Below are 16591 nucleotides of genomic sequence, written 5' to 3'. Positions count from 1 at the left end.
CCCAGGCAGCAGCGGACAGGTTTGCGGAGAAAGTAGATGAGCGCGCTCTATATGATTGTCGGCACCCTGGTCGCACTGGGTGTGCTGGTTACCTTCCACGAGTTCGGCCATTTTTGGGTCGCACGTCGCTGTGGGGTCAAGGTACTGCGCTTCTCCGTTGGCTTCGGCATGCCGTTGCTGCGCTGGCACGACAGGCAAGGCACCGAATTTGTCGTTGCTGCCATCCCGTTGGGTGGCTACGTGAAAATGCTCGACGAGCGCGAAGGTGAAGTGCCGCTCGATAAGCTTGATCAAGCCTTCAATCGCAAATCCGTTCGTCAGCGCATTGCCATCGTAGCGGCGGGGCCGATTGCCAACTTCCTGCTGGCACTGTTTTTTTTCTGGGGATTGGCAATGCTCGGCAGCGAGCAGGTGCGTCCGGTCATCGGGGCTGTGGAGTCTGGCAGTATTGCGGCCAAGGCGGGTTTGAACCCGGGTGAGGAGATCGTGGCCATTGATGGCGAAGCGACTTCCGGCTGGGCGGAGGTGAATCTGCAACTGGTTCGTCGTCTGGGCGAAAGCGGCTCGTTGCAGGTAATGGTTCGCGAACAAGGCTCCACGACCGATTCTCCTCGAGAACTTGCGCTGGACAAGTGGCTCAAAGGGGCTAACGAGCCTGACCCTATCCGTTCGTTGGGGATTCGCCCGTGGCGTCCGGCGTTGCCGCCTGTGCTGGCCGAAATCGATCCAAAGGGGCCAGCTCAGGCTGCCGGCCTGAAGACCGGCGACCGGTTACTGGCGCTCGATGGTCATACGCTGGATGACTGGCAGCAGGTCGTCGATACCGTGCGTATGCATCCTGATACCAAAATCATGCTGCGGGTCGAGCGTGACGGTGCTCAAATCGACGTCCCGGTGACGCTGGCCGCTCGCGGCGAGAGCAAGTCACCCAGCGGTTACCTGGGGGCAGGGGTGAAGGCTGTCGATTGGCCACCGGAAATGATCCGCGAGGTCAGTTATGGGCCATTGGCAGCGATTGGCGAGGGTGCCCGACGCACCTGGACCATGAGCGTGCTGACCCTCGATTCACTGAAGAAAATGTTGTTCGGTGAGCTCTCGGTAAAAAACTTGAGTGGACCGATAACCATTGCTAAAGTGGCGGGCGCTTCGGCCCAGTCGGGTGTTGCTGATTTCCTGAATTTCCTTGCTTATCTGAGTATTAGCCTGGGGGTTCTGAATTTGCTGCCCATTCCTGTGCTGGATGGGGGGCATTTGTTGTTTTATCTGATCGAGTGGGCGCGTGGTCGCCCCTTGTCGGATCGGGTGCAAGGTTGGGGGATACAGATCGGTATCAGTTTGGTGATCGGAGTGATGTTGCTTGCTCTGGTCAATGATCTGGGTCGTCTGTAACGTCGCTGAATTGCGAATCTGCCGCATTTTGCGGCAGTTTGTTTATTGCCAGTTGGAATAAGAAAGGACTTCATGAAACGTCTGCTGCTAACTGCGGTTCTCACCGTATTGATGATCGCCGAAGTTCACGCCGAGTCCTTCACTATCTCTGATATTCGCGTCAATGGCCTCCAGCGGGTCTCCGCGGGTAGCGTCTTTGGTGCTTTGCCGTTGAACGTCGGTGAACAGGCGGATGATCGACGCCTGGTGGAATCCACTCGTGCGTTGTTCAAAACCGGTTTCTTTCAAGATATCCAGCTGGGCCGCGATGGCAACGTCCTGGTCATCACTGTAGTCGAACGTCCGTCTGTCGCCAGTATCGAGATCGAAGGCAACAAGGCGATCTCTACCGAAGACCTGATGAAAGGCCTCAAGCAATCCGGTCTGGCCGAAGGCGAGATCTTCCAGCGTGCCACCCTTGAAGGTGTACGTAACGAACTGCAGCGCCAGTACGTCGCCCAGGGTCGCTACTCGGCCACCGTCGATACCGAAGTGGTGCCGCAGCCGCGTAACCGGGTTGGCCTGAAGGTCAATATCAACGAAGGTACCGTTGCAGCCATCCAGCACATCAACGTGGTGGGCAACACGGTTTTCCCCGATGAAGACCTGATCGACCTGTTCGAACTCAAGACCACCAACTGGTTGTCGTTCTTCAAGAACGACGACAAGTACGCCCGTGAAAAACTCTCCGGTGACCTGGAGCGCCTGCGTTCCTACTACCTGGACCGTGGCTATATCAACATGGATATCGCTTCGACCCAGGTTTCCATTACGCCGGACAAGAAACACGTCTACATCACCGTCAACGTCAACGAGGGCGAGAAATACACCGTTCGTGACGTCAAGCTCAGCGGCGACCTGAAAGTCCCTGAAGACCAGGTCAAGTCCCTGCTGCTGGTGCAAAAAGGCCAGGTGTTCTCGCGCAAGCTGATGACCACCACCTCCGAACTGATCACCCGTCGTCTGGGTAACGAAGGTTATACCTTCGCCAACGTCAACGGCGTGCCTCAACCGCACGATGAAGATCACACCGTAGACATCCTGTTCGCGGTCGATCCGGGCAAGCGTGCTTACGTGAACCGCATCAACTTCCGTGGCAACACCAAGTCCGAGGACGAAGTGCTGCGCCGTGAGATGCGTCAGATGGAAGGCGGCTGGGCTTCGACCTACCTGATCGACCAATCCAAGACCCGTCTGGAGCGTCTGGGCTTCTTCAAGGAAGTCAACGTCGAGACACCGGCGGTGCCGGGTGTCGATGACCAGGTCGATGTCAACTACAGCGTTGAAGAACAAGCCTCCGGTTCGATCACCGCCAGCGTCGGTTTCGCCCAGAGCGCCGGCCTGATCCTCGGTGGTTCGATCACCCAGAACAACTTCCTGGGTACCGGTAACAAGGTCAGCATCGGCTTGACCAAAAGCCAATACCAGACGCGTTACAACTTCGGTTTTGTCGACCCCTACTGGACCGCCGATGGCGTGAGCCTGGGTTACAACGCCTTCTACCGCACCACCGACTACAACGACCTCGACGTCGATGTGGCGAGCTATGCCGTTGACAGCATGGGTGCTGGCGTGAGCGTCGGTTACCCGATCAGCGAGACTTCACGCCTGACCTTCGGCCTGACTGCGCAACAGGACAAGATCAAGACCGGTCAATACACCGTCGACGAGATTTTCGACTTCGTTAACCGTGAAGGCGATCAGTACCTGAACTTCAAGGCTTCGGCCGGCTGGTCCGAATCCACCCTGAACAAAGGCGTATTGGCGACCCGTGGTCATTCTCAAAGCTTGACGGCGGAAGCCACCGTACCGGGTAGCGACCTGTCGTTCTTCAAACTCGATTACCGTGGCCAGTTGTTCCAGCCACTGTCTGAAAACTACACCATGCGCCTGCACACTGAATTGGGTTATGGCGACGGTTATGGTTCGACCGACGGCTTGCCATTCTATGAAAACTACTATGCTGGTGGTTTCAACTCGGTTCGTGGCTTCAAGGACAGTACATTGGGGCCGCGCAGTACTCCGAGCCGTGGCGCAGGCAGTACTGGCAACCCGGGCACTCTTGCTGACCCGGATCAGGATCCACTGCCGTTCGGTGGTAACGTCCTGATTCAAGGTGGTGCAGAGGTTCTGTTCCCGATGCCGTTCGTCAAGGATCAGCGATCCCTGCGTACCTCGGTTTTCTGGGATGTGGGTAACGTATTCGACTCCAAGTGCCAGCAGACGACCAACACCAACCCTGCGTCGAAGTCCAATACGCAGTGTAACGATGTCAGCCTCAGCAACCTGGCCAGTTCCGTGGGGGTAGGTGTGACGTGGGTAACTGCGCTGGGTCCTCTGAGCTTCGCGTTGGCCATGCCGGTCAAGAAACCGGATAACGCTGAGACTCAAGTGTTCCAATTTTCCCTCGGCCAGACGTTCTAAGCGTCTGACCCAAGATAACGACAATGAATTTTGTAGGAGTGCATCGTGCGTAAGTTGACTCAATTGGTTCTCCTGGCCAGCGTACTGGTCGCTGGTCCGGCATTTGCCGACATGAAAATTGCCGTTCTGAACTATCAGATGGCTCTGTTGGAGTCTGACGCGGCCAAGAAGTACGCCGTGGATGCCGAGAAGAAGTTCGGCCCTCAGCTGACCAAGCTCAAGACGCTGGAAAGCAGCGCCAAGGGTATTCAGGACCGCCTGATGGCCGGTGGCGACAAAATGCAGCAAGGCGAGCGCGAGCGTCTGGAGCTTGAATTCAAGCAAAAGGCCCGTGACTTCCAGTTCCAGTCCAAGGAACTGAACGAAGCCAAAGCCGTTGCCGACCGTGAAATGCTGAAGCAGCTCAAGCCGAAACTGGACAGCGCTGTGGAAGAAGTCATCAAGAAAGGTGCTTATGACCTGGTCTTCGAGCGTGGCGCAGTGATTGATGTCAAGCCTCAGTACGACATCACTCGCCAGGTTATCGAGCGCATGAATCAGCTGAAGTAATCCATGACCGTGACCATTAAGCTCGGCCAGCTGGCCGAGTTCCTCGGCGCCACGCTACGTGGCGACCCCGAGAAAGCAATTACTGGGCTAGCCACCTTGCAGGAGGCTGGCCCAGCTCAGTTGAGCTTTCTTGCAAACCCCCAATACCGTAAATACCTGGCAGGCAGTCAGGCGGCAGCCCTGTTGCTGAAAGCCGCTGACGCCGAAGGTCATTCCGGGGATGTGCTGGTGGTGCCGGATCCTTACGCGGCCTACGCACGTGTTTCCCACCTGTTCGATCCAAAGCCCAAGGCCGCCGCCGGCATACATCCAACGGCGGTGATCGCCGCGGATGCAGTGGTCGATCCTGCGGCGAGTATCGGTGCGTTTGTGGTGATCGAAAGTGGTGCGCAGGTTGCAGCCGGTACGACTGTCGGCGCGCATTGCTTCATCGGCGCTCGCAGCGTGGTGGGTGAGGGTGGCTGGCTCGCGCCGCGTGTGACCTTGTATCACGACGTTCGCGTCGGCAAGCGGGTTGTCATTCAGTCCGGTGCAGTGCTCGGCGGCGAAGGCTTCGGTTTTGCCAATGAAAAAGGCATCTGGCAGAAAATTGCCCAGATTGGTGGTGTGCTGATCGGCGATGATGTGGAAATTGGCGTGAACACCGCTATAGACCGCGGCGCGTTGGCCGATACCATCATTGGCAATGGCGTGAAACTCGATAACCAGATTCAGATTGCCCACAACGTTCAGGTCGGTGATCACACCGCCATGGCGGCGTGCGTCGGGATCTCCGGCAGCACCAAAATCGGCAAGCATTGCATGCTCGCCGGTGGTGTAGGCCTGGTGGGCCATATTGAAATTTGCGACAACGTTTTCCTCACCGGGATGACCATGGTGACCCACTCGATTACCGAGCCAGGCGCCTATTCTTCCGGTACGGCCATGCAGCCGGCAGCCGAGTGGCGCAAAAGCGCGGCACGCATTCGTCAGCTAGATGACATCGCCCGGCGTCTGCGTCAGCTGGAAAAGCAAGTAGGGGAAGTGACCCCTGACGGTAATGCTTCATCAGATGGCTGATACCATTTCCATATCAAGTGTGCACAGCCGCTAGACTGCCTCCTTGATTTGCTAGCGGAACGTGCGTCAGTCGCGCGCTCCCAATCTTTACATAGGCTTCCCCCCGAAATGATGGACATCAACGAGATTCGCGAATACCTGCCTCACCGTTACCCGTTCCTGCTGGTGGACCGGGTAGTGGAGCTGGATGTTGAAGGCAAGCGCATTCGCGCCTACAAGAATGTCAGCATCAACGAGCCGTTCTTCAATGGTCACTTCCCTGCGCATCCAATCATGCCGGGCGTATTGATCATCGAGGCCATGGCTCAGGCTGCCGGGATCCTTGGTTTCAAAATGCTCGACGTGAAACCGGCCGACGGCACTCTTTATTACTTCGTCGGCTCCGACAAGCTGCGCTTCCGCCAGCCGGTTCTGCCAGGCGATCAACTGATCCTTGAAGCCAAGTTCATCAGCTGCAAGCGTCAGATCTGGAAGTTCGAATGCCAGGCTTCGGTCGATGGCAAGCCTGTCTGCTCCGCTGAAATCATCTGTGCGGAACGCAAGCTATGAGTTTGATTGACCCTCGTGCAATCATCGATCCGACAGCCGTTCTGGCTGAGGGCGTCGAGGTCGGCCCGTGGTCGATCGTCGGCGCAGGTGTGGAAATCGGCGAGGGGACAGTCATCGGGCCACACGTAATCCTCAAGGGCCCGACCCGAATCGGTAAGCACAATCGCATCTACCAGTTTTCCTCGGTGGGTGAAGACACACCTGACCTGAAGTACAAGGGCGAGGAAACCCGCCTGGTGATTGGTGATCACAACGTCATCCGTGAAGGCGTGACGATTCACCGTGGCACCATCCAGGACCGTTCGGAAACGACCCTGGGCGACCACAACCTGATCATGGCGTATGCCCACATCGGCCACGACAGCGTAATCGGCAACCACTGCATCCTGGTGAACAACACCGCATTGGCGGGCCATGTGCACGTGGAAGACTGGGCGATCCTCTCCGGCTTCACCCTGGTTCATCAGTATTGCCACATTGGCGCCCACAGCTTCTCAGGCATGGGGACGGCGATCGGCAAGGATGTTCCTGCGTATGTCACGGTGTTCGGCAACCCGGCCGAAGCCCGCAGCATGAACTTCGAGGGCATGCGCCGTCGGGGTTTCAGCGAAGATGCAATCCACGCACTGCGTCGTGCCTACAAGGTGGTGTACCGCCAGGGCCTGACCGTGGAGCAGGCGCTCGCCGAGCTGGCAGAGCCGTCGGCCCAGTATCCGGAAGTGGCGGTGTTCCGTGACTCCATCCAGTCTTCGACTCGCGGCATTACCCGCTAATCATGGCCAATCTGTGTATTGCGCTGGTAGCGGGTGAGGCTTCCGGTGACATTCTGGGTGCAGGCCTCATGCGCGCGCTCAAGGCTCGTCACCCAGCCGTCGAATTCATCGGTGTTGGCGGTCCGCTGATGCAGGCCGAGGGCCTGACCACGTACTTCCCGATGGAGCGTCTGTCGGTGATGGGGCTGGTGGAAGTCCTGGGTCGCCTGCGCGAGTTGCTGGCGCGGCGCAAAAAGCTGGTCGCCGACCTGATCGCCGCGAAGCCGGACGTGTTCATCGGTATCGATGCACCCGACTTCAACCTCAATATCGAACTCAAGCTGCGCCAGGCCGGGATCAAGACCGTGCACTACGTCAGCCCGTCGGTCTGGGCCTGGCGGCAGAAACGCGTGCTGAAGATTCGCGAAGGCTGCGACCTGATGCTCACGCTGTTCCCGTTCGAAGCCAGATTCTACGAAGAGAAAGGCGTGCCGGTGCGGTTCGTCGGCCATACCCTGGCCGATGCCATTCCACTCGAAGCCGATCGCGCTGCTGCACGGGCCGAACTCGGTTTGCCCGACGGGCCGCTGGTGGCGTTGATGCCCGGCAGCCGGGGTGGTGAAGTTGGCCGGCTCGGTGCGTTGTTTCTCGATACCGCGCAGCGCCTGCGGGCGTTGCGCCCGGGGGTGCGGTTTGTCATGCCATGCGCCAGCCCACAGCGTCGGGCACAGCTCGAAGAGCTTTTGGCCGGTCGAGATTTGCCGCTGACCCTGCTCGATGGACAGTCTCATCTCGCCCTGGCAGCGTGCGATGCGGTGTTGATTGCTTCCGGCACAGCAACGCTTGAAGCATTGCTGTACAAGCGGCCGATGGTGGTCGCCTATCGCCTGGCGCCGCTGACGTTCTGGATTCTCAAGCGCATGGTGAAAAGCCCTTACATTTCGTTGCCGAATTTGTTGGCCCAGCGTCTGTTGGTGCCCGAGTTGTTGCAGGACGATGCCACGGTCGAAGCGCTGGCCAAGACGTTGTCACCATTGATCGAGGGTGGGGAAGAGCAGACCCGCGGTTTCGATGAGATTCACCGGACCCTGCGTCTGGATGCCTCCAACCAGGCTGCTGATGCAGTGCTGAACCTGATCGGCCAAGTGAAATGAGTAAAACGAACATGCAGATGGGGCTGGATTTCACCTTGGTGGCGGAAGTCGAAGAACTGGTTGCCGGAGTCGATGAAGTCGGTCGCGGCCCACTCTGTGGTGCAGTAGTGACGGCGGCGGTGATTCTTGATCCGAACCGCCCGATCCTCGGCCTGAACGACTCGAAGAAACTCACTGAGGCCCGCCGCGAAAAGCTCTACGACGAAATCTGCGAAAAAGCCCTGAGCTGGTGCATCGCTCGTGCCGAAGTCGAAGAAATCGACGAACTGAATATCCTGCACGCCACCATGTTGGCCATGCAGCGTGCGGTCGCGGGGCTGCACATTCAACCGAAACTGGCGATGATCGACGGCAACCGTTGCCCTAAGCTGCCGATGCGTTCCGAGGCGGTGGTCAAGGGCGACAGCAAGGTGCCGGCCATCGCGGCGGCTTCGATTCTGGCCAAAGTCAGCCGTGATCGGGAAATGGCCGCGTTCGAACTGATTTATCCGGGTTACGGCATCGGCGGGCATAAAGGCTACCCGACACCCGTTCATCTGGAAGCGCTCACCCGTCTTGGCCCGACCCCGATTCACCGGCGTTCGTTTGCCCCGGTGCGGCTGGCGTATGAGGCGCGGGAAGGTCTCATCGAGAGTTAGTCGCGAGGCTGATTTTTTTTAGCAGGGCCCGGTACAATCCGGGCCTTGTTGTTTTCAAGTTCACAGACAGGATCACTATGCCGGCTTCATTCGTTCACCTACGCCTGCACACTGAATACTCCCTGGTCGACGGTCTGGTGCGGATCAAGCCGCTGGTCAAGACCCTGGTCGGCATGAACATGCCTGCCGTAGCGGTCACCGACCAGAACAACATGTGTTCCCTGGTCAAATTCTATAAAAACGCCATGGGTGCCGGGATCAAGCCGATCTGCGGTGCCGACCTGTGGCTGTCGAACAAGGATCCGGACAACCCGCTGAGCCGGATCAGCCTGCTGGTGATGAACGCCGAAGGTTATCGCAACCTCACCGAGCTGATTTCCCGCGGCTTTATCGATGGTCAGCGCAATGGCGCGATCATCATCGAGCGCGAATGGGTCGCCGAAGCCAACGCTGGCTTGATCATGTTGTCGGCGGCCAAGGAAGGCGAGATTGGCCAGGCCATGCTCAGCGGCAACCCCGCCGAGGCCGAAACCCTGGCCCGCGAATGGATGGAAGTGTTTCCGGATCGTTTCTACCTGGAAATCCAGCGCACCAACCGCCCCAACGATGAAGAGCAACTGCACGGCGCCGTGGCCCTGGCCGAGAAGCTCGGCGCGCCGCTGGTGGCGACCAATGACGTGCGCTTCATCAAGCAGGAAGACTTCGCCGCCCACGAAACCCGCGTTTGCATCGGTGAGGGCCGTGCCCTCGACGATCCGCGGCGTTCGAAGAATTACAGCGATCAGCAGTACCTCAAAAGCGCCGGGGAAATGGCCGAGCTGTTCAGCGACATTCCCGAGGCGCTGGAAAACACCGTCGAGATCGCCAAGCGCTGCAACATCGAAGTGAAGCTGGGTACGCACTTCCTGCCCAACTTCCCGATCCCCGATGGCATGACCATCGACGAATACTTCCGCAAGGTCTCGTTCGAAGGTCTGGAGGAGCGGCTGTCGGTACTGCTGCCCAAAGACACCACCGAAGACTACGAGGCCAAGCGTCAGGTCTATGTCGACCGGCTGAATTTCGAGCTGGATATCATCATCCAGATGGGCTTCCCCGGTTACTTCCTGATCGTGATGGACTTTATCCAGTGGGCCAAGAACAACGGCGTGCCGGTAGGTCCTGGCCGTGGATCGGGTGCGGGATCGCTGGTGGCCTATGTGCAGAAGATCACCGACCTTGACCCGCTGGAATACGACCTGCTGTTCGAACGTTTCCTCAACCCGGAACGGGTATCGATGCCCGACTTCGACGTCGACTTCTGCATGGACGGTCGTGACCGGGTGATCGACTATGTGGCCGAGAAGTACGGCCGCAACGCGGTAAGCCAGATCATCACCTTCGGTTCCATGGCCGCCAAGGCTGTGGTCCGCGACGTGGCGCGGGTGCAGGGCAAGTCCTATGGCCTGGCGGACCGTCTGTCGAAGATGATTCCGTTCGAAGTCGGCATGACCCTGGAAAAGGCCTACGAGCAGGAAGAGATCCTGCGCGACTTCATCAAGGTCGATGAAGAAGCCGCGGAAATCTGGGAAATGGCCCGCAAGCTCGAAGGCGTTGTACGTAACGTCGGCAAGCACGCCGGTGGTGTGGTTATCGCGCCAACCAAGCTGACCGACTTCTCGCCGATTTATTGCGACGAGGCCGGCGACGGTCTGGTAACCCAGTTCGACAAGGACGACGTCGAGGCGGCCGGCCTGGTGAAGTTCGACTTCCTCGGCCTGCGGACCCTGACGATCATCGACTGGGCGCTGAAAACCATCAACCGCGACCGCGCCAAGGTCAACGAGCCGCCGCTGGACATCGCGTTCATCCCGCTGGACGACAAGCCGACCTACACCTTGCTGCAAAAGGCCGAAACCACGGCCGTGTTCCAGCTTGAATCCCGGGGCATGAAAGAGCTGATCAAAAAGCTCAAGCCCGACTGCCTGGAAGACTTGATCGCACTGGTGGCGCTGTTCCGTCCGGGCCCGCTGCAATCGGGCATGGTGGACGACTTCATCAACCGTAAGCACGGTCGCGCGGAACTCGCGTACCCGCACTCGGATTACCAGTACGAAGGCCTCAAGCCAGTACTGGCACCGACTTACGGCATCATCCTGTATCAGGAACAGGTGATGCAGATTGCCCAGGTCATGGCCGGTTACACCCTCGGTGGTGCAGACATGCTGCGTCGAGCCATGGGCAAGAAAAAGCCCGAGGAAATGGCCAAGCAGCGCGGTGGCTTCATTGAAGGTTGCGCCACCAACAATATCGACGCGGACCTTGCCGGTAACATTTTCGACCTGGTAGAAAAATTCGCCGGTTACGGCTTCAACAAATCCCACTCCGCTGCCTATGGCCTGGTGTCGTACCAGACCGCGTGGCTGAAGGCCCACTACCCGGCGCCGTTCATGGCCGCGGTACTGTCGGCGGATATGCACAACACCGACAAGGTCGTGACCTTGATCGAAGAAGTGCGGACCATGAAGCTGCGTCTCGACGCGCCGGACGTGAACACTTCCGAATTCAAGTTCACGGTGAACGACGAAGGCCGGATCATCTACGGCCTGGGTGCAATCAAGGGCGTGGGTGAGGGGCCGGTCGAGGCGATTACCGAAGCGCGTCTGGCCGGTCCGTTCAAGGATCTGTTCGATTTCTGCGCGCGGGTCGACCTCAAACGCATCAACAAGCGCACCCTCGACGGATTGATCCGCAGCGGTGCCCTGGATCGCCTCGGGCCGTATTTCCACGATGAGCAGAAAGCCTACCAGGCCAACATCGACCGCAATCGCGCGGTGCTGCTGACGGCCATGGAAGAAGCGATCAAGGCGGCCGAACAGACCGCGCGCACCCAGGACAGTGGTCACTCCGACCTGTTTGGCGGCCTGTTTGTCGAAGAAGACGCCGACGTCTATGCCAATCACCGCAAGGCCAAGGAACTGACCCTCAAGGAACGCCTGAAAGGGGAGAAAGATACCCTCGGCCTGTACCTGACCGGTCACCCGATCGACGAATACGAAGGTGAAATCCGTCGCTTCGCCCGTCAACGCATCATCGATCTGAAACCTGCACGTGATACCCAGACAGTCGCCGGGATGATCATCGCCTTGCGGGTGATGAAGAACAAAAAGGGCGACAAGATGGGGTTCATCACCCTCGACGACCGCTCCGGGCGGATCGAGGCCTCGCTGTTTTCCGAAGCGTTCCATGCTGCGCAATCACTGTTGCAGACCGACGCGATGGTGGTGGTCGAAGGTGAGGTCAGCAACGACGACTTCTCCGGTGGCCTGAAGTTGCGGGTCAAGCGGGTGATGAGCATGGAAGATGCGCGCACCAATCTGGCCGAAAGCTTGCGCCTGAAGCTGCATGCCAGGGACCTCAAGGGCGATCAGCTACGCTGGTTGGGCGAACTGTTGAAGCGTCACCGCGGTGCATGCCCGATCACCATGGACTACACCAGCCCTGATGCGAAGGCGTTGTTGCAGTTCGGCGAAGGCTGGCGGATCGATCCGGCGGATGCGTTGATTCAAGCCCTGCGTGACCAGTTCGGGCGAGACAACGTCTTCCTCCAATACCGTTGACGGTCAGTGCTATCAGATTGCCCTGACCTTGACCTGAATTTTTAATCTCGACCTCAGCGCGCCTGTCCCTTAAGGTAGGGCGCGAATAGACAACCGGCCGGCCCAAGATCACTTGGGACTCGACCCAAGACGGACGCCTATGAACCCGAATTTTCTAGATTTCGAACAGCCGATCGCCGACCTGCAAGCCAAGATCGAAGAGTTGCGCTTGGTCGGTAATGACAATTCGCTGAATATCGGCGATGAGATCTCCCGCCTGCAGGACAAGAGCAAAACGCTGACCGAAGACATCTTCGGCAAGCTGACCAGCTGGCAGATCGCACGTCTGGCGCGTCACCCGAAACGTCCGTATACCCTGGACTACATCGAACACATCTTCACCGAATTCGACGAACTGCACGGTGACCGTCACTTCTCCGACGACGCTGCGATCGTTGGCGGTATTGCCCGTCTGGATGACAAGCCGGTGATGGTTATCGGTCACCAGAAAGGCCGTGAAGTGCGCGAGAAGGTTCGCCGCAACTTCGGCATGCCGCGTCCGGAAGGCTACCGCAAGGCTTGCCGCCTGATGGAAATGGCCGAACGTTTCAAAATGCCGATCCTGACCTTCATCGATACCCCGGGCGCTTACCCTGGCATCGACGCTGAAGAGCGCAACCAGAGCGAAGCGATTGCCTGGAACCTGCGGGTGATGGCGCGCCTGAAAACCCCAATCATCGCCACCGTGATCGGTGAGGGTGGTTCCGGTGGTGCACTGGCGATCGGTGTCTGCGACCAGTTGAACATGCTGCAATACTCGACCTACGCGGTGATTTCGCCGGAAGGTTGCGCTTCGATTCTGTGGAAAACCGCCGAGAAAGCACCGGATGCCGCAGAAGCGATGGGCATCACCGCCGAGCGCCTCAAAGGCCTGGGTATCGTCGACAAGGTGATTGGCGAGCCATTGGGTGGCGCGCACCGTGACCCGGCCGCTGCAGCCGCATCGATCCGCGCCGAGCTGAGCTCGCAACTGGCGATGCTGAAGAAGTTCGACAACGACGCGCTGCTGGCCCGTCGCTACGAGCGTCTGATGAGCTACGGTCTCTGATCTGACCTCGGCTTGAATGTGGGAGCGGGCTTGCTCGCGAAAGCGGTATAACAGTCGACCTATGTGTTGAATGTTGAACCGCTTTCGCGAGCAAGCCCGCTCCCACATTTGATTTGCGTGAAGTGATCGATATGAATTTGCCTGCCAAGCTTTTACTGAACCTGAAACCTTGGCGCAATGCTGCGACCTGGCACATCGCCTACTCGGGAGGCCTGGACTCCACCGTCCTGCTGCACCTCCTTGCACACCTTGCAAAAACCGAATCCCTGCCGGCGCTGAGCGCCATCCATGTTCATCACGGCCTTCAAGCTGTGGCCGATGCGTGGCCGGAGCATTGTAGTTCGGTGTGCGCTGCGCTGGGCGTCCCGTTGCAGATTGTTCGTGTACAGGTGCAGCCCGGCGCCAGTCTGGAGCGAGCGGCCCGGGACGCGCGTTATCACGCGTTCAGCGAAGTGATTCGGCCTGGTGAAGTGCTGCTGACAGCCCAACACCGTGACGATCAGGCGGAAACCTTGCTGTTCCGCTTGCTGCGTGGAGCCGGAGTGAGAGGTCTGTCGGGCATGCCACGGCAGCGCCCACTGGGTAAAGGGCACCTGCTGCGGCCTTTGCTCGATGCGACCCGCGCCGAACTGGAAGCCTATGCGGCGGAGCATCAGCTGCGCTGGATTGAGGACCCTTCCAATCAGGACCGACAATTCTCGCGCAATTTCCTGCGTCATCAGGTGTTCCCGGTGTTGACCACGCGCTGGCCACAGGCGATGGCGACCATGGCTCGCAGTGCTGCGCATTTGAGTGAAGCCCAAGGGCTGCTTGATGAGCTGGCACAGATTGACTTGAACCAGGCGCGCATCGCCAATGAATTCGATTGGCTGGGGCTGCCGTCGCTGGAACTGGCTTCACTGGAGAAACTCTCCGCCGCGCGTCAGCGCAATGCGCTCAGTCATTGGCTCGAACCGCTGACTCGCCTGCCGGACACCGACCATTGGTCGGGTTGGGAGGATTTGCGCGACGCCACCGGCGATGCCTGCCCGGTGTGGCGGCTGGCCGAGGGCGAACTGCATCGGGCGGGCGGGCGGATCTGGTGGTTGTCCGGCCGCTGGTTGCGTCCTCTGCCCGCCGCCTGCGCGTGGCAGGCCCCGGCGTCACCACTGGCAATTGCGGACAACGGCGTGGTTTCGCTCACCGGGCAAATCCCCGATGGCCCGTTACAGATCCGCTATCGTGAAGGGGGAGAGATCATGGCTTTGCCGGGTCGCGGCCATCGGGACCTGAAACGTTTGCTCAATGAAAGGGGTGTACCGTCCTTCGTGCGCGGCAGATTGCCGCTGCTCTACAAACAGGGGCAATTGCTCGCGGTAGCGAACCTCAAGGGGCTTGATGGTGGTGTGATCGGCGACTGGCATTTGCATTGGCACCCACTGAACGAAGATCAAGGTTTGAGCTGAAAGGGGCTTTCCGGTAGACTACGCTCCCTTCTTGATACAACTTCTGTGGATTCGCCTGAATTGCAGGAGTTGCCGATTACCAAGCAGTCTTTGCTGGGCGATTCCAAAAAATGTGTAGCGAGCAACGAACCGGTGATTCATTTTCCGGTCTGTCCCAACGCGGCGGTTTTTTTGAAAGGTGCACTGTGATTAATGCAGGTGATCGGGGGCTTCGGCCTTCCTTCGCTTTCCCCGGCGGCTCGGACCGCTTTAACGCAGACTTCTAGGGTTTTTCATGACGCGCTACATATTCGTCACGGGCGGTGTTGTTTCTTCATTGGGGAAAGGCATTGCATCGGCATCATTGGCGGCCATCCTGGAGGCGCGGGGACTTAAGGTCACCATGCTGAAGCTGGACCCGTACATCAACGTCGACCCGGGCACCATGAGCCCGTTCCAGCACGGTGAAGTGTTCGTCACCCACGACGGCGCCGAGACCGACCTGGACCTGGGCCACTACGAGCGGTTCATCCGCACGACCATGACCCAGAACAACAACTTCACCACCGGCCGTGTCTACGAGCACGTTCTGCGCAAAGAGCGCCGTGGTGACTACCTGGGTGCAACCATCCAGGTGATCCCGCACATCACCGACGAAATCAAGCGCCGCATCATCAAGGGTGCTGGCGATGCCGACGTGGCAATGGTCGAGATCGGTGGCACCGTGGGTGACATCGAGTCGCAACCGTTCCTCGAAGCGATCCGTCAACTGCGTTTCGAAGTCGGCGCCAAGCGCGCGATGCTGATGCACCTGACTCTGGTGCCGTACATCGCCACTGCCGGCGAGACCAAAACCAAGCCAACCCAGCACTCGGTGAAGGAACTGCGTTCCATCGGCCTGCAGCCTGACGTGCTGGTGTGCCGCTCGGATCACCCGATCGACATCTCGTCGCGCCGCAAGATCGCGCAGTTCACCAACGTTGAAGAGCGTGCGGTGATCGGCCTGGAAGACGCTGACACCATCTACAAGATCCCGGGCATCCTGCATTCCCAGGGCCTGGACGATTTCGTCGTCGAGCGCTTCGGCCTGCAATGCGGCGGTGCCGATCTGTCCGAGTGGGAAGCCGTGGTCGACGCCAAGCTCAACCCTGAGCACGAAGTCACCATCGCCATGGTCGGCAAGTACATGGAACTGCTGGACGCCTACAAGTCGCTGATCGAAGCGATGAGTCACGCCGGCATCAGCAACCGTACCAAGGTCAACCTGCGCTACATCGATTCCGAAGACATCGAGAACCAGGGCACCGCTCTGCTCGAAGGCGTCGATGCCATCCTGGTACCGGGCGGCTTCGGTCTGCGTGGCGTTGAAGGCAAGATCACCGCCGTTCAATACGCTCGCGAAAACAAGGTTCCGTACCTGGGTATCTGCCTGGGCATGCAAGTGGCCGTTATCGAGTTCGCCCGTAACGTGATGGGCTGGAAAGATGCCAACTCCACCGAGTTCGATCGTGCGAGCGGTCACCCGGTCGTGGGTCTGATCACCGAGTGGGAAGATGCCACCGGCGCTGTCGAAACCCGTACCGAAGCCTCCGACCTGGGCGGCACCATGCGCCTTGGCGCACAGGATTGCCTGCTTGAGCCGGGCTCGCTGGTTCACGGTTGCTACGGCAAGGACGTGATTGTCGAGCGTCATCGTCATCGCTACGAAGTGAACAACAACCTGCTGCCGCAAATCATGGAAGCCGGTTTGAAAATCTCCGGTCGTTCCGGTGATGGCGCACTGGTTGAAGTGGTTGAAGCTCCGGATCATCCATGGTTCGTCGCTTGCCAGTTCCACCCTGAGTTCACCTCGACGCCACGCGACGGTCACCCGCTGTTCAGCGGTTTCGTCAAGGCAGCGTTGGCTCAACACCAGAAGAAGGCGTAAC

Annotated in this window: 12 protein-coding genes; all 12 read left to right on the top strand. The window is 59.0% G+C overall.

Annotated elements, in window-relative coordinates:
* Positions 1 to 36 precede the first annotated feature (36 nt).
* The 12 genes from rseP to ACEN8Q_RS17525 all read left to right on the top strand — a co-directional run bounded on the left by rseP (position 37) and on the right by ACEN8Q_RS17525 (position 16590).
* Entirely contained in the window at positions 37 to 1389 is a 1353-nt protein-coding gene (gene rseP, locus ACEN8Q_RS17580; protein ID WP_413426573.1) for a sigma E protease regulator RseP, read from the top strand.
* 72 nt (positions 1390 to 1461) lie between these two features.
* Complete coding sequence (gene bamA, locus ACEN8Q_RS17575) at positions 1462 to 3852, top strand: outer membrane protein assembly factor BamA (protein WP_413426575.1); 2391 nt, start codon at positions 1462 to 1464, stop codon at positions 3850 to 3852.
* Between the two features lie 45 nt (positions 3853 to 3897).
* Complete coding sequence (locus ACEN8Q_RS17570; RefSeq protein ID WP_008000031.1) at positions 3898 to 4401, top strand: OmpH family outer membrane protein; 504 nt, start codon at positions 3898 to 3900, stop codon at positions 4399 to 4401.
* A 3-nt stretch (positions 4402 to 4404) separates the two neighbouring features.
* A complete protein-coding gene (gene lpxD / locus ACEN8Q_RS17565) occupies positions 4405 to 5460 on the top strand; it encodes a UDP-3-O-(3-hydroxymyristoyl)glucosamine N-acyltransferase (protein ID WP_413426577.1) in 1056 nt (351 codons plus the stop codon).
* Between the two features lie 108 nt (positions 5461 to 5568).
* Complete coding sequence (gene fabZ / locus ACEN8Q_RS17560; protein ID WP_007978374.1) at positions 5569 to 6009, top strand: 3-hydroxyacyl-ACP dehydratase FabZ; 441 nt, start codon at positions 5569 to 5571, stop codon at positions 6007 to 6009.
* The gene (lpxA, locus tag ACEN8Q_RS17555; RefSeq protein WP_008019545.1) at positions 6006 to 6782 is read left to right on the top strand and encodes an acyl-ACP--UDP-N-acetylglucosamine O-acyltransferase; all 777 of its coding nucleotides are present in this window, start codon (positions 6006 to 6008) and stop codon (positions 6780 to 6782) included. Before fabZ ends, lpxA begins: the two co-directional genes overlap by 4 nt.
* A 2-nt stretch (positions 6783 to 6784) precedes the next feature.
* Positions 6785 to 7915, top strand: a complete 1131-nt coding sequence (lpxB, locus tag ACEN8Q_RS17550) for a lipid-A-disaccharide synthase (RefSeq protein WP_413703490.1) — start codon at positions 6785 to 6787, stop codon at positions 7913 to 7915.
* Positions 7916 to 7926: 11 nt separating this feature from the next.
* Complete coding sequence (rnhB, locus tag ACEN8Q_RS17545; protein ID WP_057400877.1) at positions 7927 to 8553, top strand: ribonuclease HII; 627 nt, start codon at positions 7927 to 7929, stop codon at positions 8551 to 8553.
* A 77-nt stretch (positions 8554 to 8630) separates the two neighbouring features.
* Positions 8631 to 12152, top strand: a complete 3522-nt coding sequence (gene dnaE, locus ACEN8Q_RS17540; protein WP_413426582.1) for a DNA polymerase III subunit alpha — start codon at positions 8631 to 8633, stop codon at positions 12150 to 12152.
* A 139-nt stretch (positions 12153 to 12291) separates the two neighbouring features.
* Positions 12292 to 13239 (top strand): acetyl-CoA carboxylase carboxyltransferase subunit alpha, encoded by a 948-nt coding sequence (locus tag ACEN8Q_RS17535; RefSeq protein ID WP_057400875.1) that lies wholly within the window; start codon positions 12292 to 12294, stop codon positions 13237 to 13239.
* Positions 13240 to 13370: 131 nt separating this feature from the next.
* A complete protein-coding gene (gene tilS, locus ACEN8Q_RS17530) occupies positions 13371 to 14684 on the top strand; it encodes a tRNA lysidine(34) synthetase TilS (RefSeq protein ID WP_413703489.1) in 1314 nt (437 codons plus the stop codon).
* Between the two features lie 274 nt (positions 14685 to 14958).
* On the top strand, positions 14959 to 16590 hold the full coding sequence (locus ACEN8Q_RS17525) for a CTP synthase (protein WP_093214930.1): 1632 nt from the start codon (positions 14959 to 14961) through the stop codon (positions 16588 to 16590).
* Position 16591 lies beyond the last annotated feature (1 nt).

The sequence above is a fragment of the Pseudomonas sp. Pseusp16 genome, assembly GCF_047324915.1.
Classification (GTDB): domain Bacteria; phylum Pseudomonadota; class Gammaproteobacteria; order Pseudomonadales; family Pseudomonadaceae; genus Aquipseudomonas; species Aquipseudomonas fluorescens_CD.
Note: the sequence above shows the minus strand (reverse complement) of the source record. Positions and strands in the feature narration are given on the sequence as shown.